This is a genomic window from Stenotrophomonas sp. 05L414_2, from assembly GCF_056397905.1.
Map to the genome: position 1 here is coordinate 1 of NZ_JBFTOJ010000011.1, position 20,265 is coordinate 20,265.

Sequence of the window (20,265 nt, forward strand, 5' to 3'; positions counted from 1 at the left end):
GGTTCCCGCCGGAAGGCCGGGAACACCGGCGGTTATGATGATCTGTTGGCCAACGCGCGGATCGGCACTGCCGTCAGCGGTGCCCAGCGGCGCCTGCGTGCCCGAGCGTCCCGGCATGATCGCGTAGACCGCATTGTCACTGCCGCTGAAGCGGTAGCGCGGGTTCGCATCCGCCAGCGCATGCCGCAGGATGTCCACCGAGCCACCGCGCCCTGCCACGAACGCGGCACCGGACAGCTCGCCTCCGCCGGACACATCCAGCACGCTGCCCGCCGCGCCACTGAAGGCATTGGCCACGATGTCGATACCGATCGGGATGCTGATCGAGCCGGGGCCCAGTACATCGAAGTCGGCATCGTTGCGGCGCCAGCTCACACCGTCCACGGTGCCGCCAAAGGGCAGCGCCAGCCCGGCGCCACTGATGGAGGTCACGCTGCCGGCAAGCAGATCGACACGGCTGGCACGATTCGAGTTGAACTCGTTGCCGCCCAGCTGCACGCGGCCCCACGGCGCCTGCACCGTGCCGCCCTGCACCACCGTTGCCGCCACCAGCTCCAGGCTGCCGAACGCAGAATCCGGTGCCGGTTGCGCGCCGCCCGCAATGCCATGGATGCGCAGCACGGCGTCGGGGTTCTGCCAGGACGGCACCCCCGAGGGACCGATGTCGGGAACGCCGGCCACGATGCGTCCCTGGGCCCTGGCCGCAGGGTACAGGCGTGCGGCGCTGATATCGATCGAACCCGGGCTTGCCAGCGTGGAGATTCGTGAAGTGCTGGCGACTGGCGCCAGCATGCGGATGTCGCCGCTGCTGCGCAGCCCGACCTGATCAAAGCCGGCCAGCCAGGTGACGTCGCGCAGGTCGATCAGATCGGCGTCCACCTCCAGGCGATGCTGCCGGCCGGTATCGAACGGTGCCTCCAGCGGGCGCAGCGTCCCTTCCCCGGCCGGCTGCCACCAGCGCCCCTGCGCAAGGCGGACATACGGCGCGGCCAGTTGCAGGCGGCTGCCCGCGCTGTTGCCCGGGACGAAGCCGAGGTAACGCTCGTTCACGCCCTGCAGGCGCAGGCTCTGGTCCATGCGCAGATTGACATCTCCCTGGGCGCGGATATCGCCGAACAGGGCCAGATGATCGAAACCACCGGCCTCGACCTGCTGCACCGACAGTGCCGCATGGCCGTATTCAAGGCGTGCAGGCAGGCTCGCCGTCTGCGCGGCGTGCTGGGTCAGCGAGATCACCCGCGGCGCCAGCACCTCCTTACCGTCTGCCGTTCTGCCGTAGGTGCCGCCACCGAAGGCAACACCAAGGGTGCCACCGCGCGCACCGTCGCCGCCCGCCGCTGCATCCAGTTCGCCGTGCAGGTACAGGGCATTGCCCGCACGCAGCACGATGCTGCCGCCATCGCTGTCGACCCGGGTACGCCCGCTGCCATCGATATCGAGCAGCGCCGAAGCACCGGACGCATCCAGCCGTGCACCGCGCTCCACCACCACGAAGGTATCGGGCGGCAGGTGGCGCACGTTGTCCTGGTCCTCCCAGTCCAGCGCCCCCCCGATCTCGATGGTTCCGCCCCTGCGCACCTGCCCGCGCAACGCCCTGCGCGCGTCGGGCAGGGAAACGGTGTCGCCACTCACGTCAAGCAGTGCGCCATCGGCGATCGTCCACTGGCGCTCGCGGCGTGCATCGCCGCGTACGCCCGACGGATCGAATGCCTCGGCCAGGCGGATGCGCCCGCCGGCCGCCTTCAGACTACCGGCCACAGTCAGGTTGCCGGCGCTGAACAGTTCGATCGACTGGCCCGGGTCGACCTCGATCCTGGCCCCCTTGCCAACGCGCAGGTCGGCCGTGGACAACAGATGCCCGGCGCGCAGTGTCAGGCTGGCGCCGCCACGCTGCGACACGCGTCCGCTGGCTGGATCGGCCTCGTACAACGATGGCGTCCAGGCCTGCACACCCTGCTCGCGGGCCAGTGCCTGCTGTGCGCCCTCGGCCAGCCGCAGCGCCGGTCGTTCCACCTGCAGCTGGGTACCCTCTTCGACCGTCAAGCCGTTGTGACCGGCGATGTCATAGCCGGCAAAGCCACTCTTGAACAGCGCTTCCTGCAAGTGCAGCGACGCCGCCGATGCGTCCGTGCCAGGCGCGCCGATGGCCACCGCACCGCCTGTTGCCAAAGTGAAGTTGCCGCTGCCATTGCCGAGCGCGCTGAAGCGTGCGTCCTTGCCGATACGCAGCCGGCCACTGCCGTCGGTGGCGACCTCGGTGCTGGCCGCGAGCAGGCTGACACTGCCCCCCTTGCCTACGCGCCCCTTGCCATTGGCATCGATGACACCACCGGCATCCACCGAAATCCGTGCACCCTCGCCCACGTTGATGTCGTGGCTGCCGTTGAAGCGCAGCTGTCCACCGTCGATCCACGCCTGTGCGGGACCGCCTTCCGGCGCGGCAAGCGCATTGCTCCAGCCGCCGCCAAGATCGATCCGCGCGCCCGCCGCAACATCGAGCGCGCCGCGCCCGGAGGACAGCAGGGCCGTCGGCCTGCCGARCACCAGAAGCAGGTTGCCGGCCTCCACCTGGCCGCCGGCAATCTGCACCGTTCCGCCGAGGCTGACGCGGCTTGCGGCAAGGCCAAGCCGGCCGCCCTCCTGYAACCTGAGCGTGCCGTCCAGATCGATGCGGCCGGCCGAAGCGAGGTCCACCTGCCCCCAACGCTGGGCGCTCAGGACCTCACTGTCCAACCACACGGTATTGCGCTGTGCTTCCCCGACCGGCGCCTGCAGCGTCCACGGCCGGGTGTCGGCCTGGAGCTCTCCGATGCGGACCTGCGAATCGAACACTGCACTGCGCCCGGTGTTGTCGAAACGCCCAAGCCAAAGCTGGGCGTTGCGGGCCGCCGCCGTCTGCGCCTGCGCGTACCCGTCCTGCCCCTGGTCTGGGCGGCGCGTCTGCTGCACGCCCTGGAAGGCCACCGTATCCACCTTGCCCTGCAGGACGGCCGTGGGCGCCGAGATCAACAGGCGGCCGGCGTCGCGTCCCACGGTGTAGCCATTGTCGAAGCGCTGGCCAGGGGCAACCAGTGGATTGCGGAAGGATTCGGTGACCCCCCAACGCTCCTGCTTCAGTTCGTAGCCCTGGTACAGACCGTCGTACAGCATCTCCGCCGGCGCATCGTCAAGCCGGTACAACTGGCCATCGCGCCCACGCAGCCAGCTCTGCTGGACCACGCCGGACTGCACATCCAGGCTGCCACCGGCCAGATTGATGCGCGAACCCGCGTGGCTGACCACTTCCTTGCCTGCCAGCTGGACGGTGCCGCCCTGCGCCGCCCATTCGCTGATCGAATGCCCCTGATTGTCCAGGTAGCCACCCACTTCCAGCAGGCCGCCGCCGGCATACCAGCGCGTACCTTCATAGCCACCGGTACCGGCGGCAACTTCGATCAACTGGCGGCGGTCGATCCACACCTCGCTGCTGATCAGCTTGCCGCTGTCACGGTTGTCCGGCGAATCGCGCAGCTCGTTGCCCTGCACCTTCACCTTGACGTTGTTGCTCTCCATCGCCACCTGCACGCCCACCGCACCGGAGACGTCCACGCGCGCGCCATCATCCAGGTAGCTGCGCCGGCTGGCGTCGGCGATCACCTGGCCGCCGGTGGCCACCGCCAGCGAGCCGGCCTGGAAGTTCACATCGCCGCCGGAGACGACTTCGATGCGTGATTGCTCCCGGCGGTCCTGCAGCCGCGAGAGATTGTCGAAGGTGCCACTGTTGCTGGCGGCACGAAGCTTGTCCTGCTCGGCCGATTCCTTGATGAGGGCGTCGCGCTGGCTGTCAAGCGCGGTGGTCTTGCCATCATCTTCGATCAGCACTGCCGTCGTCGAACCCGTGGCCAGGGTCACGCTGCCCTTGCTGTCGGAGGACGAACTCAGCAGATGCACGGTGCCGCGCTGGTTCAACGTCGTTGTGGCCACCGCCACGCCGGCCTGTTCGACCGTGCGGCCGGCAAGAGTGACGTCGCCCTCGCGCGCCTGGATCAGACCGCTGTTGCGAACGCTGCCGGCCGTGCTGTCGGTGACGAAGCGCGGCGCGATCTCATTGCCCCGCGTGGTCGAAGCCGTGTTCTGCGCCGTGCCCACGCCGCGGCGGATCACGAAGCTGTCGCCGGCCGCCAGCTGGGTCTGGCCCCTCCGGGTTTCGATCTGGCCCGCATTCTCCACGCTGTGGCCGGCCAGCAGCACATAGCCACCGCCGCGCGTTGCGCTGGTGGGCTCATGCGTGGTGATGCGCGCACCACGTTCAACCATGATCTTGCCCACCGCATCGGTCAGGGCGGACGTGTTCGCATCAACGCTGTACAGACCGTTGTCACGGAACTGCGCGTCGCTGATACGTGCTGCAGCAGCAACCAGGTTGCGGACATTGACCTGGCTGTTGTTGCCGAACACCACGCCGTTGCGGTTGGCAACGAACACCGTGCCATTGGCCTTCAGCTGGCCGAGAATCTGACTGGGCCTTGCGGCCGGATCATTGACCCGGTTCAACACGGCCCAGTCAGCGTTCTGCAGGAAATTCAGCGTGGTGTTGCCACCGATGTTGAAGGTTTCCCAGTTCAGGATCGCCTGGTCGGCGGTCTGCTCGATGCTGACCTGCACCCGGCCGTCGGCGCCCTGCGACTGGGTCGCTTCGCGGGCATTGATCCAGCCACGGGTCAGCGGATTCTCGTCCACCTTCAGGCCATCCTTGCCCAGCCCATCGGCCACCACGAAGCCCGCCTCCCGTCGCGCCTGCCTGGCCTGCTCCTGCATGCGCTGCTGCAATGCGATGGCCTGCGCGGCCGTGCCGAGGTTGTCGATCGACTGCTGCAGCTTCTGTCGCGCCGCATCCTGCTGTTGTGCAGGCAGCTGGAACTGGATCGGCGCGCCATTGGGCATACGGCCACTCTGCGCTGCCGCACCTTGGGCGGCGCCGCGGTCGGCGAACCAGCCGGGGCTGAAGGCCTGCTGCGCCTGGCTGGCAGGAGCGACCACGCTGCCCAGCGCCACGGCCACGGCCCAGGCCATCGGGTGGCTGCGCCAGAGGGAGGCGGAGAAATGGGCGGCGGGCGAATGCGGGTGCGACATCGGGGACCTCGTCAACCTGATGGGCCGCGTCGGCCGCGGCGAGTACGAAGGGGGCCTGCGTAACGCATGCCCTGCACCTGATAGACGGTGGCCGCGGCGTGAAGACGACAGCTCAGCGCGGATGCGGTGCCACCACGAAGGAAAGCGCCGGCATTTCGGCCGGCGCTTCGATCAGCAGGTGTTGCCTTGCAGACAGTTACAGCGGACGGCCGATGCTGGCGCAGGTGCTCGGGTTGTTCACGGCGCCAGCATTGCTGGCAGTCGCGAAGCGGGCACGGACCGCATCACGCCAGGCCTTGGTCAGCGGGATGAACTTGTGCGCGCGGATCGCGGCATCGTTCGGGCCCTGCTCGACGCCGGCGACCACGACACTGCCGTAATGGCGGGTCAGGAAGCCACGCACGTTGGCGCCGACAGTGGCGTTCTTGTAGCACTGGCCGAACACGAAGTTGGTGTAGCCAGCGATCGGGTAGCCCGCGCTCGGGTTGCCGAACACCGGCACCCAGTTGGCGGGATTTTCAGCAGCGGCGCCGGTCGGCGGCGCAGCGGTTTCCAGGGTCGCCTGCACGCTCACTTCATCCGGCGAGAAGGACTTGACCTTGGCCACCTTGGTGGCATCGGTCAGGCTCGGGATGACGTCCGGGCCAACGTAGCCGATGCGGCCGTCAACGGCGTACACCGCGTTGTACAGCGAGGTGCCACCGGTGGCCGGCGCGGCGATGAAGTTCGACGGCACGGTGGTGAACAGGTTGGCGAAGGTCGACTGCACCGAGAACGCCGGCACGCCGTTGGTCAGCTTCAGGGTGGTGCCGGAGACGTCCGCCGGCTGGCAGGCGCTGGTCAGGAAGCGGGCCAGCAGCTCGCTGGTACCGCTGCTCTCGCCACGGTAGACAACCTGCAGGGCACCGGTACGGCCCGAACCAGCCAGCTGGCTCCAGTCATTGATCTTGCCGGAGAAGATGCCGCAGATCTGGGTGACCGACAGATCAACCGCCGAACCGGCCTTGTTGAACGGGATGGTGACCGAGGTGGCGACCGACGGGATCTGCACCAGCGCGCCGAAGCGGTTGGCATCGCCGGCCACGTTGTAGGTGCTGTTGTAGGTGCTCAGCTCGGTGCTGCTCAGCACCGAGTCGCTGCCGGCGAAATGCACGGTACCGGTGGTCGAGAACAGCGCCGAGTTGTTTTCCAGGAAGGCCTTCTTGCCGGTGCCCGAACCGGTCACGGCGTAGCTGAAGTTGGCCGGCAGGATGCTGTCGGCCTGGCCCTTGTAGAGGTCGGCCGGCAGCGAAGCGCCGCCGCCGGTGACAGCGGTCTGGGCCGACGCGGCACCAGCAGTGGCGAGCAGCGCGGTAGCAACCAGCGCGGCCAGGGTCTTGTACTTGGTCATGATCTTCTCCTGAAGGGTTTACTGCGAAGGTGAAACACCAAGGGAGGAACGGTCACTACACGCCTGCTGCCGCCGAGGGCCTCCCAGCCCACTCTGCGGCGACAGGGACATGCTGGTCGCCGCCGATGACAGGCCGCTTAAGAAACCTGTGGAAGATCGAGAAAAGGTGTGGAGGATTGTGTGGAGAATCGAAAGCCTGCCGCGCTGCGCGCTCGCCGGGCATGGCGCGTCGCTACCCGTGATGCGCTTCGCGCATCACTGCACCAGCTGGTTCATTTCCATGATCGGCATCAGCACGGCCAGCACGATGGTCAGCACCACGCCCCCCATCACCAGGATCATCGTGGGCTCCAGCAATGCAGTGAGTGCCATCGCGCGGCGTTCAATCTCGCGTGAGATGGTCTGTGCAGCGCGGTCGAGCAACGGTGCCAAGGTACCGGTCTTCTCGCCACTGGCCACCAGATGCACCAGGATCGGCGGATACACTTTCTGCACCTTCAGCGCAGCGCCAAGCGAAGTACCTTCGCGCACGCGTGCGGCCACATCATCGGCACAGCGCGCCAGCAGCGCATTGCCCAGTGTCTGTCGTGCGGCGTCCAGTGCGCGCAGCAAGGGCACACCGGCATCAAGCAGGATCGCCAGTGTCGATGCGAAGCGTGCGCTGTTCACGCCCAGCACGAAGCGGCCCACCATCGGTACGCGCAGCAGCAGGCTGTCCCAGCGCAGGCGAAGATCCGGCCGCCGCAGCGCCAGCCGCCAGCCCACCACCAGCGCGCCGATACCGATCCCCGTCCATATGCCCCATGCGCGTACGAACGCACTGGCAGCCAGCATCACCTGGGTCAGCATCGGCAGCGTCTGGCGCGCCTGCACGAACGCAGTCACTACCTGGGGAACCACGTAGCTGAGCAGGAAGATCACGATCGCCACCGACACCAGGCTGATCGCCGCCGGGTAGATGAACGCCGTCAGCACCTTCGCCTGCAGCGCGTTGCGCTCTTCGATGTAGTCGGCCAGGCGCTCCATCACCCGCGCCAGATCGCCGGAATCCTCGCCGGCACCCACCAGGGCACGATAGATCGCGGGAAAGTCGCGCGGCCGCGCCGCCAGCGCCACGGTCAACCGTTGGCCGCCGCGCACATCGGCACGCACCGCAGTGAGTGCCTGCGCAACGTGCGGGCGTTCGGCCTGTTCGATCACGGCGCTCAATGCGCTTTCCAGCGGCAGGCTGGCGGCCAGCAGGCTGGCCAGTTGCCGCGTGGCCCAGGCCAGTTCGCTGGCCGACAGCCTGCGCGTGCCCCAGCCACTGCCAGCACTGCGTGCGGCTGATACCTGTACCGGTGTCAGCCCACGCCCGCGCAGTTGCTGGCGCACGCCGCGCGCGTTGTCGGCGTCCAGCTGTCCCTTCTCGATGCGCCCCTGCGCGTTGGCGGCCTGGTAGTCGAACAGTGCCATGCGCGCCTCAGTCGTCGCCGGTCACGCGCAGGATCTCCTCCAGCGTAGTCACCCCGCTGTCGACCCAGCGCTGCCCGTCCTGGCGCAGGGTGCGCATGCCGGCGCGCCGCGCGGCCTCGCGCAGCGCAGGTTCGCCCTGCCCTTCATGGATCAGTGCCCGCACGCGCTCATCCACCACGAACAGTTCGTGGATACCGGTGCGCCCGCGGTAGCCGCTGTTCGCACAGGCGGGGCAGCCTACGGCCCGCCACACGGTGCGGCCCTCGGCATCCACTTCGGCACGCCGGCACTGCAGGCACAGCCTGCGCACCAGCCGCTGCGCCAGCACGCCACGCAACGATGAGGCCAGCAGGAAAGGTTCCACGCCCATGTCCGCCAGTCGGGTCACCGCCGAAATCGCATCATTGGTATGCAGCGATGCCAGCACGCCGTGGCCGGTCAGCGACGACTGCACCGCGATCTGCGCCGTTTCCAGGTCACGGATCTCACCGATCATGATGGTGTCCGGATCCTGGCGCAGGATCGCGCGCAACGCCGTGCCGAAACTCATGCCGATGCGCGCGTTGACCTGGATCTGGCCGATGCCGGCGAAGTCGTACTCCACCGGGTCTTCCACCGTGAGGATGTTGCTGGTGCTGCTGTCGAGCTGCCCCAGTGCCGCATACAGCGATGTGGTCTTGCCGCWGCCGGTCGGCCCGGTCACCAGCACGATGCCATGCGGCTGGCGGATCAACCCGGTGAAGGTGGCCAGCGTATCGTCGGCCATGCCGAGGCGTTGCAGCTGCAACCGCCCGGCATCCTTTTCCAGCAGGCGCAGCACCGCCCGTTCGCCGTGCCCGGTGGGCACGGTGGAGACGCGGATATCCAGCGGCCGGCCACCCACGCGGATCGCAATGCGCCCATCCTGCGGCAGGCGCTTCTCGGCGATATCCAGGTGGGCCATGATCTTGATGCGCGAGACCAGCGCCGCGTGCAACGCACGTCGTGGCTGCACCATGTCACGCAGGGTGCCATCGACGCGGTAGCGCACCACCGAATGAGTTTCGAAAGGTTCGATGTGCAGATCGCTTGCACCGTCACGCGCGGCCTGTGCCAGCAGGGCGTTGATCATGCGGATCACCGGCGCGTCGTCCTGTGCATCCAGCAGATCGGTCACCTCGGGCATGTCCTGCATCAGCCGGTCGAGATCGACTTCACTTTCGGCCGCGCCGACCAGTGCAGCGGCATCGCCACCGTCACGATACTGCTCGCCCAACCGCTGCTGCCAGGCCGCCGCATCCAGCACCTGGAACGGCAGCGGCCCATGCCGGCGGCGCAGTTCGGCCACCGCCCAGGCGGCGGTCTCGGCAGTTCCCAGCAGAACCGGCGCGCCGCCTGCTTCGGCCAGCATCACGCCGTGGCTGCGCACCCAGGCATACGGCAGCGCTGGCGGCGGCGTGGCCATGCTCATGGGCCGATGACCAGTTCCGGGGTGTAGCCCAGCCCGCGCAGCTGCTGCAGCGCCGGGTCGAGCGTGGCCGGGTCGCGTGCCACCCGCACCCGCAGTCGCTGTCCGGTTTCGCCCGGCGTGGTTTCGGCATAGGCCTGCAGGCCAAGCGCGCGCACCTGTGCCACGGCCTGCGTGGCACGCGCTGCATCCAGCCCCTGCGCGAACTGCACCACCTGCACAGTGCCCTCGCTGGCCGGATACAACGCCGCAAGGCTGCCGTTCTGCAGCGGCTGGCCCTGTCCATCGCGCGCATTGCCCTGGCCGAGCACAGACAGGTCCTGCGGTGGCAGCTGCGGCGCCGACAGCGCCGGCAATGCCCAGCTCTGCACCGGCTGCGCGCCGGCCTGTGCATTGCGCATGTAGTCGTAGCGGTCGCGGGTCAGGCGCTGGCCGGCAGCCGGGTCACGCACCACGTGCGGGCGCAGGAACACCATCAGGTTGGTCTTGGCGCGCTTGCGGGTGTCACTGCGGAACAGTGCGCCCAGCACTGGAATCTTGCCCAGGCCCGGCACCGCATCACGGCCATGACTGACGCTGTCTTCCAGCAGGCCGCCCAGCACCATGATCTGGCCGTCATCGAGCAGCACGCTGGTGTCCAGCGCGCGCTTGTTGGTGATGATGCCGGCGCTGCCCGAGCTCTGCGCATCGATGCTGCTGACTTCCTGGTAGATGTCCAGCTTCACCGTGCCGCCCTCGGAAATCTGCGGGCGCACCCGCAGCTTCAGGCCCACGTCCTCGCGTTCGATGGTCTGGAACGGGTTGTTGCTGCCACCACCGCCATCGGTCACATAGCGGCCACTGACGAAGGGCACGGTCTGCCCGACCATGATGCTGGCCGCCTCGTTGTCCAGCGTCATCAGGTTCGGCGTGGAGAGGATGTTGGCGCCGCCTTTGCTCTGCAGTGCGTTGGCCAGCGCCTTCATGTTGAGGATCTGGCCCACGCCCGGCAGGTTGATCGTGCCGTCGATCACGCCGACGTTCAGCCCGTCCTTCGGCAGCACGTCGAGCGTGGTGCGCGCGGTGGTGTTCAGCCCACTACCACCGGTGGTGCCGCCGAAATGGGTGCCACCGAAGGTGCGGCCGTTGCCCAGCATCCATTGCACGCCCAGTTCGGCAGCGTCGGTCTGGTTGACCTCCACGATCAGGCTCTCCACCAGCACCTGCGCCCGACGCTGGTCCAGCTGGTCGATCACCCGCCGCAGGTTGCGGTACACCGGCTCCGGGGCAGAGATCAGCAAGGTGTTGGTGGCGATGTCGGCCTGCACCGAAATGCCGTTCTGGCTGAAGCCGGTGCTGCCGGCATCGGTCGGTTCGCGACGGCCGGGATCAAGCCGCGGCGATTCCAGCGCATTCCCTTTGTTCTTGCCCTGTGCAGGCTGCGGCGGCGGGCTGGCATTGCGGCTGGTCTCGCCCGGCAATGCAGTGATGCCGTCGCTGCTGCCCATTGCCGGCGCATCGCTCTGCCCTGCCACCACGCCCCGCAGCACCCCGGCCAGCTGCGTGGCCTGGGCGTTGCGCAGGTACACCACATGCAGGTTGCCGGACTCGTCCTGGGCCTTGTCCAGCTTCTCCACCAGCTGCCGCGCCAGGCGCGTGCGGCCCGGGCTGCTGGAACGCAGCAGCACGCTGTTGCTGCGCGGGTCGGCCATCACCACCACCTTCTGCGCCGGCTCCGCGCCCTGCGCATCCAGCAGCGGTGCGACCATCGCCGCCACGTCCACGGCAATGCCCTGCTGCAGCTTCACCACGTCGGTGTCCATGCCGGCCGGTGTATCCACGCTGGCGATGACCCGCGCGATGCGCTCCAGGTTGTCGGCGTAGTCGGTGATGACCAGCGTGTTGTTGCCGGGGTTCGCGGTGATCGGATTGTCCGCGGTGATCATCGGCCGCAGCACCGCCACCAGCGCTGCGGCACTCTCGTAGCGCAGGGAAAACGTGCGCGTGGCTATTTCGCCGCCCGCGCCACCGGCACCAACGCGGCCGCCCAGCAGCTTGGCATCCGCCTGCGGCACCACCCGGCTGACACCCCCGCTTTCAACCACGGCAAAACCGCGCATGCGCAATGCACCCAGCAGCAGCTGGTAAGCCTGCACACGGCTGACCGGCCCATCGGAGACCACGGTCATCTTGCCGCTCACCCGGGGGTCGACCAGGAACTGGCGGCCGGTGAAGCGTGYCGCCATGCGCAGCACCCCACCGATATCGGTGTCCACCAGGTTCAGCTGCACCGGTTCGCCATTGGCGTCCTGCGCCTGCACCGGCGCCGGAAGATGGGCCAGGCCCACCACCAGTGCCAATGCCGCGCTGCAGCCCAGGCTGCGCATCGCCTTCATGGATGGCCACCGCCCTGGGCGGCCATCACGATGTTTCCGGAAATCCGTGCCGCCGGCATGTTCGCGTCCCCTGTCCGTTGCAGTTGCAGTTGCTGCAGTTCGATGGCCGGGTCGGCCAGCAGAGGCAGCAGCCAGTTCCAGAGCGCATCGGCGGGCACACTGCGTACCTGCAGGTGCCAGCGCCCGTCGCGCGTTTCGATATGCAGGCTGCCCGCCAGGCCGGCAGCGGTGATCTGTTGGCGCAGGCCTGCAAGTGTCGGCCGCCGGCCTTGCGCCTGCTGCTGTTGTTCACGGGCGCGCAGCAGCGGTGCAAGTGCTGCCGCCTGCGCCTGCAGCCGTGGAAGCTCAGCCTGCCAATGGCTGCGCTGCTTAAGCAGCGGCTGCAGCCAGCCCAGCCACAGTGCGGCCGCCGCTATCGCCACAGCCATCAACAGCAGCATCGCGCGCTCGCGCGCCGCCAGCCGCTGCCAACGCTGCGACAGTCCGCGCACGACGCCCGCCGGCCGTAGTTCCGATGCGGTCACGGAGCAGTCCCGCTGCTGATCCGCAAGCGGCCACCGGCTTCGTGCGCAAGCTGCAACCCCTGTGCCTGCATCGCCTGCTGCCAGCGCTCCAGCCGTTGCGCGTCCTCGGCCAAGGCTTGCGCGTCGGCATCCAGCTCCATCTCCAGCTGGCCCGGCTGATAGCGCAGGCTGCGGACCTGGCCAGCCAACTCGGGGATGGCCTGCAGCACGCTGGCAACCTGCTGCTGCACGGCGGGAAGTGCCCGTGGCACTGCCGGCACCGCCAGTGCCCGCCGCGCCTGCACCACCGGATCGACCACATCGTGGATCTCGGGGAAGTGCGTGCTGAACTGCCGCGCCATGTCATGCTGCAGGGCTTCACCCTCGCTGTGCCAGCGCGACACCTGCAGTTGCAGGCCCAGTGCAGCCAGCACCGCCGCCGCCAGCGCAAGACCGATAGCCAGGCGTGGCGCACCTGCACCCGAGGCCGGCAACGGCAGTGACCAGCCAGGCAGCGGACCGCTGCACTGCACCGCCTGCGTCAGCACGCTGGCCGGCAGACGCTCGGCCCAAGCGGGCGGCACGGCATCGATCCACTGCACTGCCTGCACCCCGGCCTGCTGCAGGCGCACGGCCAGCACCTGCATCACCGAGGCCAGGTCACGCCCACCGCACCACTGCACGAAGCCACGATCACGGCCACAGCGGACCAGCACCTGATCACCACACAGCTGCAGGGTGGCCTGCCCGACCGCCCACGGCAGCAGCAAGGGCGTTGGGTGCAGCGCCTGCAACTGCAGCCCGCACTCCTGCAGCTGCTGCTGTACGCGCGCAATCGCCTGCAGGCCAAGCCACGCCACCGCCACCGTGCCATCGGCCGCCTGGGTGCCATGGCCCAGCGCCACCTCCTGCAGATCATCCAGCAGCATCGCTTCCACTTCACCCTGCAGGGCCGCCTGCAGGCGTCGCCCGGGCAGCGGCGGCAGCTGCAGCTCAAGYAGGATCAGGTCCTGCGGATCAAGGCTCGCATGCACCCTCGCCTGCGGAAAGCGCTGGCCCAGCGTCGACAGAGGGTCGCTTCCCGTGGCCAGCACGCGGTCCTTGTGCAGCTGCGACCACTCCACCGCGCTGTCCCCATCCAATCGTTCCAGCGCCGGCAGGCGCACTCTCAGCTGCAGGCTCATGCACCGATCCTTGTCCATACCCGTTGCACACGCACGCTGTCGTCACGGTACTCGCGCCAGATCAATGCGCGGAAATCCACCGATGCGCCGTCTGCCTGTACCTGGCCTACCGCCAGGAACCACTCGCTGTGGATACCCAGCGGCATCAGCGCCATCTGTTCGTTGCTCAGCTGCAGCCGGTTGGCGATGTCCCCGCGGTTGAGCAGCCAGTGGCCACGATCGCGCTCGCCCAGCAGCGCCTGCAGGCGCCCGGCATCCACCCCCGGTGCAACCGCCTGCAGTACGGCGATATCACCTGTATTGGCGTTGACCAGGGTCTGCGCTGGCAGCACCACCGTACGCCGCGCCAGTGCCTGTATCGCCACCGGATCAGCGCCTGCCAGCACCTGTTCAATCAGCGACTCACGCGGCAACGGTGCCCGCGCCTGCCGATCGCCATCGCGCAGGCGCGACTGGACCTGCGTTGCGGCGCTGGCACAGGCCGCGCGGGGCAGCCCCTGCCCCACACACAGCGAAGTGAACGCACGCAGTGCCTCTGCGGCAGGCTGGCCGTCAGCCAGCAGCGTGCGCAGGTTGAACCTCGACTGCGCGTCCACCAGCTGCAGGTGCACCGGCAGCGGCGCCTGCAGCTGCACCGGCCGCGCCCAGCGCCCGTTGCCAACGGTAGTCAACTGCTCGCGCGCGTCGTCACGCAACTGCTGCGCCGCGCGTTCCAGCGTGACGTCCACTGCCATGCGTACCTGCATGCGCAGCTGGTCGCTGCGTACCGCACGCAGCTGTGCGGCCTGCCGGGTCAGCAGCGCAGTGGCGATCACCGCCACCAGTGCCACCACCAGCATCGCCACGATCACCGCCATGCCCTGCTGGCGGGTAAACGCACCTGGAATGTTCCGGCGTGCCATTGTCCGGCCTCACAACTGCCAGGAGCCGATGTCCGCGTTGCCGGCCTCACCGCCGGGCTTGCTGTCGGCCCCCAGCGAGAACACGTCGATATCGCCGTGCGTGCCGGGGTTCTGGTACTGGTAGGGGTGCCCCCACGGGTCATCCGGCAGGCGGTCGAGGTACGGCGTGACCGGCATCGCGCCGCTGCCCTGCGGCGGTCTCAGCAGCGCCTGCAGCCCCTGCCCGGCACTGGGGTAACGCCCATTGTCCAGCCGGTACAGCTTCATGGCCTGCATCAGTGCGGCGATGTCCTGGCGTGCCGCCACCACGCGGGCCTGGTCGGGGCGATCCATCAGGCGGGGCACGATCAGTGCAGCCAGAATGCCGATGATGACCACCACCACCATGATCTCGATCAGGCTGAAGCCCTGCTGCCGAGCCCTGCGACCACCCATCTGCATTGCCATTGTTCCGCCCTCATCATCCTGGAAGAGACCGCCGCCCCATGGTCAGCGGCGCATGTGTCAGTACGATAAACATCCTGCGGAAATCGGCCGTTCCTGCAGCCGATCACCCACACGGCGCGCATTCCCCACGCAGGCAGCGTCCACCAGCGACGACGGAACGCGCGCAAGCGTTTCCTCCACGCAGCGCTGCAGCACTGGCGCGGCACACGCCTGCAGCAGGCGCATGCACTGCAGGGGCGACCAGGCCATGCCATGATCGAAGCCGATGAACTGCCGGTACACCTGGTGATAGCGAAGATCGTCGTGCAGGCGCTGCACGCTGCCAGGGGCGCACAGCGCGATCAGCAGCACCGCACGTTGCACCATGCGCATCTCCGCGCTCYCCTGCGCAAGCGTGGCCAAGGCCGCTTCAGGCCACGGCTGCAGGCATGCGTCCAGCGCCTGCCGCAGCAGCATCAACGGATGGCCGCTGACATCCAGCGCTGACCACCTTGCCGCATCGGCCCAGGCATCGCTGGACAGCATCCACACCCACGGCTGCCCATAGCGCTGCACATTCACTGGGGCGTGCCGCGCCTGCTCCAGCGACTGGCTCAGGTGGCGGTCCAGCTCCAGCATGCTGATCCTGCGACTGTCGTTCATCGGCGTCGCCTGCGCTCCGCGACGCGGGAGCGTCGTACTCTGCAGAAGACGTCAGCAAGGCAGCCGAAGCGACAGCACGAATGCGATGTTGAGCAGTGCGTGGCAGCATCGCGGGAATGTCACCGCAACGTCATCCTCCTGCAGGCTTGCAGGTCCAGGCGCGGCGCCTCTCCGCCACACCGCCGGGCCAGCACGACAACGTCGCTGCGCTGCGCGAATGCCGCCAGCGCGTGCATCGCGTCCGCGTCATCCAGCAGCGCCGCCGTCGCCGCCGGCAGCAGTGGCAGCTGCCATCCCTCCATCTGTGCATCGCTGGCGGCCACGAACCAGTGCCACAACCGGTGGTAGCGCACGTGATCGTGAAGTGCCGCCAGACCCTCGATGCCGTGCATGGCCATCAGCAACAAGGCACGTGCCAGTGCAGCAGCAGGCAGCATTCCCGATTCCGAAAGTGGCAGCGCCTGCCGCTGCAACCGCAGCAGCATCGCCAACGGATGGTCCTGTGGCTCGAACTCCAGCAGCACCGCCTGCTGCCGCCACTGCGGGTCGGACACCACGCATACCCACGGCGCGCCATAGCGGTGCACCATCAGCGGCCGCCGCTGGGTGGTTTCCAGCAGCGCCGACAGATTGCGGCGCAGATCCAACACACCGATGGTCTCGTTGCGCATCCTTGGCCTCTCCATGCATGCAGCGGGCGTGCGCGTCGCGCGCAGCCAGGGTCTTACCCCAAGACGGCAATTCCACCGGGAAAGCGACGCAGGCCGAGTGACAGCGTCTGCCCGAGCTGCTCCAGTGCGGCATCCGGATCATCAATGCGGAAGCGACCACTGACCGGCGCCCGCGCCAATGCGGATTCGCCCAGCAGCACCTTGCCGCGCCGGTAGCGGTTGATCTCGGCCACCACCTCACGCAGTGGCGCGCGGCGGAACACCAGCATGCCTTCGGTCCAGGCGCTGACTTCGGCCGCCACGGCTTCGGCCACCACGCCACTGAGGCGCTCGTCATACACCGTCTGCTGGCCGGCCTGCAGCTGCAGGCGACCTTGCGGATGCTCGATGCGCACGCTGCCGCGCAGGCAGGTCACGCGCACCTGGCCGTCGGTGTTGCGCACATCCAGGCGTGCTGCGCCCTCGTCGGCCACCAGGCAACCCGGCCCGGCGAACAGCGCCAGGCGCGCTCCCGCAGCGGCCTCGATCGCCGCCTGTCCCTGCACCAGCTCGAAGCCTTCACCCTCGGCATCACTGCGCCGGCGCAGGCTGCTCTGCGTATCCAGCTCGATCTTCACGTGCGGCGTCGGCGCAATCTGCAGCCGCTCGCCGGTACCGGTATGGAAATCGGCGGTCATCGCCGTCACCGAAGGCCACAGGCCCAGTGGCGGGTGCAGCGCAGCCACCACGGCCAGGCTCGCCGGCGCTGCCACAGCCRCACCCAGGAATGCACGCCGGCTCCAGCGTTGTGCCGGGGTTGCCGCTTGCGGCTGTCGTGCGGCGGCAGGCAGCTGCTCACCGGCCAGGCGTACCTGCTCCCATTGCCGTTTCGCGCGCGCAAAGGCGTGCCGATGGCCGGGATCGGCCTCGCACCATTGGCGGAATTTCCTGGCATCGGCCGCAGTGGCTTCGCCCGAGGTCAACCGTACCACCCACGCGTGGGCCTGGCGCTCCACGGCGTCGAGCGGGCGGTGCGGTTGGTCGTCAGCGTCCATGAGGGCTCTTGCCGTCCCCGCACGCTGCGGGGTTCTGCTCGGCGTCAAAGTGTAGACGGATGCCGTGCCTCAGAACCGCACCTGCCGTCCCTGCCCGCTGCGTTCGGCCAGATAATCCTGTGCGGCTTTCAGCTCACGCTGCACCAGCCGCAACGACACGCCCAGGTGCTCGGCCACATCGCGCTGCTGCAGGCCGTCCACGCGGATCGCCAGCAGTATCCGGCGGCGGCGCTCGGGCATCCGCTGCAGCAGGCCGACCATGTCTTCCAGCGCCATCTCCTGCTCGGCCGCCTGTGCCGGCCCCGGGCCGGGATCGGCCATGTCCATCAACGTATCCACTTCTTCCAGGCTCAGCAGGCGATGGTCGGCGCGCTGGCGGTCGATCACGGTGTTCATCGCCATGCGCAGCAGGTACRCCGCTGGGTTCTGTACCGGGTCCAGGCGATCGCGACGCGTGCTCAGGCGCATCCAGGTGTCCTGCAGCGCGTCGCCGGCCAGCTCTTCCGAGCCCAGCTTGCGCACCAGGCGGCGCTTCAGTTCGTCGTACGCGCCCAGCAGATGGTCCATCAGGTCTACCGCCCCAGCCGTGCTGTTGCTCATGTTCGATTCCTTGACGTCATGGTTGGGGCGGGCGCCGGCCACAGTCGTGGCCCGCGCTGGAAGGACGGATCTGCAGGGTCACCGGCTGCGGCAGCGCGGCAGCATCGGCGTCCAGCCGCAGCGCCTGCATCGCCTGCAGAAGACGCGCATCGCGGCGGGTGCTGCCGCTGCCGGCAAGCAGTTCGGGTTCCTGCACCTGGCCGTCGTTGGCAATGCGGAAGCGCAGCGTCGCCGCATAGGCGCCCGGTGCAAGGTCAGGGTCGCCACAGAACGCAGTGCGCAGCCGCTGCTGCAGGTCGCCGAAGCGGCGACGCTGCCCGAGGTCGTTGGCCACACCGGTCGCAGAGGCCTCGGCAGCGGCGCGTGCGGCGCGGCGCAGGACCACGCGCTGCGCGCCGATCAGCTCGGCCTCGACACCCGTATCCTGCAGCACCACCTGCAGCGCCTGCAGTGGCGGCAGGCTGGCCTGCAGCGGATGGCTGCTGCGGCCCGTGCCGAGGTCGCCGGGATACATCACCGACCAGCCGCTGACGACGCTGAAGCGCTCGACCGCCTGTTCCAGCGGCTGCGCGGGAATGTCATAGGCGCGGATGTCGTCCTGTGCGGCGGCAGCGAAGGCGAACAGCAACCCGGCGGCGGCCGCCACCCTCCAACGTCTGATCGCATGCTGTCCATTCAGCCCCCTGACGTAGAACACATGACCCTCGGCAGCGACATCAGCTGCAGCGGCGAAGCGCGGTGCGACCAGGCGGGTCGACCTGCGCACGGCCGGCAAGCGGGTCAAACCGTAGCGGCGTCACGTGTCATTGCGATGACGGCGGCGCGCAGGGGACGCGCCGGGCCGTTCAGACCGGCAGTTCAGTGGTCTGCTTGATCCGCTGCATGGGGATTTCGGTCTTGGTGTTCTGCACCCCGGCGATCCGGTTGAGGTGCTGTATCTGGAACTGCCGGTACGCATCAAGGTCGGCCACCGCCACCCGCAGCAGGAAGTCGCAGTCGCCCGCCATCAGATGGCATTCAAGCACTTCCGGGAAGGACTTGATGCTGTTGATGAAGTGGTTGGTGGTGTCTTCGTCCTGGCCACGCAGCCACACGCGGACGAACACCGTGAACCCACGCCCGATCCTCGCCGCGTTGAGCAGGGCCACGTAGCGATCGATGTAGCCGCCCTCTTCCAGCAGGCGGACCCGGCGCAGACAGGCGGACGGCGACAGCCCCACCTGTCGCGAAAGCTCCAGGTTCTGCAGGCGACCATCGCGCTGCAGGGCGTCGAGGATGCGGCGATCCAGGTTGTCGAGCTGGTACTGCATGAAATTTCACCCATCAGGCTGATGGCCGCATGATATTCCACATTCCGTCGGCTCAATGGCATCAACGCAACCCGATTTCGTGATCGGACCGTTAGCATGGGCCACCCCCACCCGTTGTTGATCCATGGACGCCCGAACCACCCTGCCCCTGCCTGATCCCGCGTGCGACACCGCACCGCGCGCCGAATTCCTGCGCGGCCTGCGCGCCGCCGTGCCGGTGATGATCGGCTTCATTCCTTTCGCCCTGGTGCTCGGTGCCCAGGCCGCCCAGAAGGGCCTGTCGGTGCTGGAAGTGCCGCTGATGACCGGCCTCAACTTTGCCGGTGGCTCTGAATTCGCCGCGGTCGAACTGTGGACTTCGCCGCCACACATCGCGCTGATCGTAGCGATCACCGCGCTGGTCAACAGCCGCCACCTGTTGATGGGTGCCAGCCTGGCGCCGTTGCTGCAGCACCTGCCGCRCCGTCGCGTGCTGCCGGCGCTGTTCTTCATGTGCGATGAAAGCTGGGCACTGGGCGTGGCCGATGCGCGCCGTCGCGCACTGGGCTTCAGCCTGTCCTACTACCTCGGCGTGTCGGCCGGCCTGTACACCGTGTGGGTACTGTGCACCGCGCTGGGCGCGATCGTCGGCCCACTGCTCGGTGACATCCACGCCTATGGCTTCGACATGGCCTTCCCCGCCGTGTTCCTGGTGTTGCTGCGTGGCATGTGGCAAGGCATGCGCGCCGCCCGGCCATGGCTGGTCAGCCTGGTGGTGGCAGCGGGCACCTACCTGCTGGTGCCCGGCGCCTGGTACGTCGCCAGCGGCGCGCTGGCCGGTCTGGCCGCTGCGTGGCTGCTGGCCGAGGACGCCGCATGATCTTCAACGGCCTGATCCACTGGACCTCGGTGCTGACCATCATCCTGATGGCCGCCGCCACCTATCTCACCCGCATCATCGGTTTCCTCGCGCTGCGCAACCGCACCCTGGGCAAGCGCGCGGTGACGGTGATGGAAGCCGCCCCGGGCTGCGTGCTGATCTCGGTGATCGCCCCGGACTTCGTGGCCGACAAGCCGGCCGACCTGGCTGCACTGGCGATCACGTTGCTTGCGGCCACGCGGCTGTCGATGCTGCCGACGGTGCTGATCGGCGTGGTATCGGCGGGTGTGCTGCGGTATGTGATGGGGTGAGCGCCAGAGGACAACCGGCGCCG

17 protein-coding genes are annotated in these 20,265 nt (G+C 68.3%); 2 read left to right on the forward strand and 15 right to left on the reverse strand.

Annotated features, from left to right (window positions below):
* The 15 genes from AC1DJN_RS02810 to AC1DJN_RS02880 all read right to left on the reverse strand — a co-directional run.
* Positions 1-5,112, reverse strand: a 5,112-nt coding sequence (locus AC1DJN_RS02810) for a two-partner secretion domain-containing protein (protein ID WP_478038797.1), incomplete at its 3' end; no start/stop codon positions are given.
* A 196-nt stretch (positions 5,113-5,308) separates the two neighbouring features.
* Positions 5,309-6,502 carry a substrate-binding domain-containing protein gene (locus AC1DJN_RS02815; protein WP_025874374.1) on the reverse strand — a complete coding sequence of 398 codons (1,194 nt, stop codon included), beginning with the start codon at positions 6,500-6,502 and terminating at the stop codon, positions 5,309-5,311.
* Between the two features lie 255 nt (positions 6,503-6,757).
* Complete coding sequence (gspF, locus tag AC1DJN_RS02820; protein ID WP_442251380.1) at positions 6,758-7,957, reverse strand: type II secretion system inner membrane protein GspF; 1,200 nt, start codon at positions 7,955-7,957, stop codon at positions 6,758-6,760.
* Positions 7,958-7,964: 7 nt separating this feature from the next.
* Complete coding sequence (gene gspE, locus AC1DJN_RS02825) at positions 7,965-9,407, reverse strand: type II secretion system ATPase GspE (RefSeq protein WP_478038799.1); 1,443 nt, start codon at positions 9,405-9,407, stop codon at positions 7,965-7,967.
* Positions 9,404-11,779, reverse strand: a complete 2,376-nt coding sequence (gspD, locus tag AC1DJN_RS02830) for a type II secretion system secretin GspD (RefSeq protein WP_478038801.1) — start codon at positions 11,777-11,779, stop codon at positions 9,404-9,406. Before gspD ends, gspE begins: the two co-directional genes overlap by 4 nt.
* The gene (gspM, locus tag AC1DJN_RS02835) at positions 11,776-12,303 is read right to left on the reverse strand and encodes a type II secretion system protein GspM (RefSeq protein ID WP_032974561.1); all 528 of its coding nucleotides are present in this window, start codon (positions 12,301-12,303) and stop codon (positions 11,776-11,778) included. Before gspM ends, gspD begins: the two co-directional genes overlap by 4 nt.
* A complete protein-coding gene (gene gspL / locus AC1DJN_RS02840) occupies positions 12,300-13,466 on the reverse strand; it encodes a type II secretion system protein GspL (protein ID WP_032974560.1) in 1,167 nt (388 codons plus the stop codon). The genes gspM and gspL overlap by 4 nt, the downstream gene beginning before the upstream one ends.
* Entirely contained in the window at positions 13,463-14,323 is an 861-nt protein-coding gene (gspK, locus tag AC1DJN_RS02845) for a type II secretion system minor pseudopilin GspK (protein WP_152543261.1), read from the reverse strand. The genes gspL and gspK overlap by 4 nt, the downstream gene beginning before the upstream one ends.
* A 54-nt stretch (positions 14,324-14,377) precedes the next feature.
* The gene (gene gspG / locus AC1DJN_RS02850; RefSeq protein WP_442251378.1) at positions 14,378-14,815 is read right to left on the reverse strand and encodes a type II secretion system major pseudopilin GspG; all 438 of its coding nucleotides are present in this window, start codon (positions 14,813-14,815) and stop codon (positions 14,378-14,380) included.
* 57 nt (positions 14,816-14,872) lie between these two features.
* Positions 14,873-15,457, reverse strand: coding sequence for a hypothetical protein (locus AC1DJN_RS02855; protein WP_478038804.1), 585 nt, complete (start codon positions 15,455-15,457; stop codon positions 14,873-14,875).
* A gap of 119 nt (positions 15,458-15,576) precedes the next feature.
* Entirely contained in the window at positions 15,577-16,128 is a 552-nt protein-coding gene (locus tag AC1DJN_RS02860; protein ID WP_032974553.1) for a hypothetical protein, read from the reverse strand.
* 53 nt (positions 16,129-16,181) lie between these two features.
* Entirely contained in the window at positions 16,182-17,162 is a 981-nt protein-coding gene (locus AC1DJN_RS02865; RefSeq protein ID WP_478038806.1) for a FecR family protein, read from the reverse strand.
* Between the two features lie 69 nt (positions 17,163-17,231).
* On the reverse strand, positions 17,232-17,762 hold the full coding sequence (locus tag AC1DJN_RS02870) for an RNA polymerase sigma factor (protein ID WP_478038809.1): 531 nt from the start codon (positions 17,760-17,762) through the stop codon (positions 17,232-17,234).
* 16 nt (positions 17,763-17,778) lie between these two features.
* On the reverse strand, positions 17,779-18,459 hold the full coding sequence (locus AC1DJN_RS02875; RefSeq protein ID WP_032974850.1) for an STN domain-containing protein: 681 nt from the start codon (positions 18,457-18,459) through the stop codon (positions 17,779-17,781).
* 148 nt (positions 18,460-18,607) lie between these two features.
* Positions 18,608-19,072: an Lrp/AsnC family transcriptional regulator gene (locus tag AC1DJN_RS02880; protein ID WP_025874361.1), complete on the reverse strand. Its 465-nt coding sequence runs from the start codon at positions 19,070-19,072 to the stop codon at positions 18,608-18,610.
* Between the two features lie 124 nt (positions 19,073-19,196).
* On the opposite strand from AC1DJN_RS02880, the gene AC1DJN_RS02885 reads away from it, so the two are divergent.
* Positions 19,197-19,931, forward strand: a complete 735-nt coding sequence (locus AC1DJN_RS02885; RefSeq protein WP_478038811.1) for an AzlC family ABC transporter permease — start codon at positions 19,197-19,199, stop codon at positions 19,929-19,931.
* On the forward strand, positions 19,928-20,242 hold the full coding sequence (locus AC1DJN_RS02890) for an AzlD family protein (RefSeq protein WP_032951659.1): 315 nt from the start codon (positions 19,928-19,930) through the stop codon (positions 20,240-20,242). Before AC1DJN_RS02885 ends, AC1DJN_RS02890 begins: the two co-directional genes overlap by 4 nt.
* The last annotated feature ends 23 nt before the right edge of the window (positions 20,243-20,265 follow it).

Bases quoted from the DNA above. Each gene is read 5' to 3' on its own strand.
- AC1DJN_RS02815 (WP_025874374.1), bottom strand. From the start codon at position 6,502: ATGACCAAGTACAAGACCCTGGCCGCGCTGGTTGCTACCGCGCTGCTC.
- gspF (WP_442251380.1), bottom strand. From the start codon at position 7,957: ATGGCACTGTTCGACTACCAGGCCGCCAACGCGCAGGGGCGCATCGAG.
- gspK (WP_152543261.1), bottom strand. From the start codon at position 14,323: ATGGCGGTGATCGTGGCGATGCTGGTGGTGGCACTGGTGGCGGTGATC.
- gspG (WP_442251378.1), bottom strand. From the start codon at position 14,815: ATGGCAATGCAGATGGGTGGTCGCAGGGCTCGGCAGCAGGGCTTCAGC.
- AC1DJN_RS02860 (WP_032974553.1), bottom strand. From the start codon at position 16,128: ATGCGCAACGAGACCATCGGTGTGTTGGATCTGCGCCGCAATCTGTCG.
- AC1DJN_RS02880 (WP_025874361.1), bottom strand. From the start codon at position 19,072: ATGCAGTACCAGCTCGACAACCTGGATCGCCGCATCCTCGACGCCCTG.
- AC1DJN_RS02890 (WP_032951659.1), top strand. From the start codon at position 19,928: ATGATCTTCAACGGCCTGATCCACTGGACCTCGGTGCTGACCATCATC.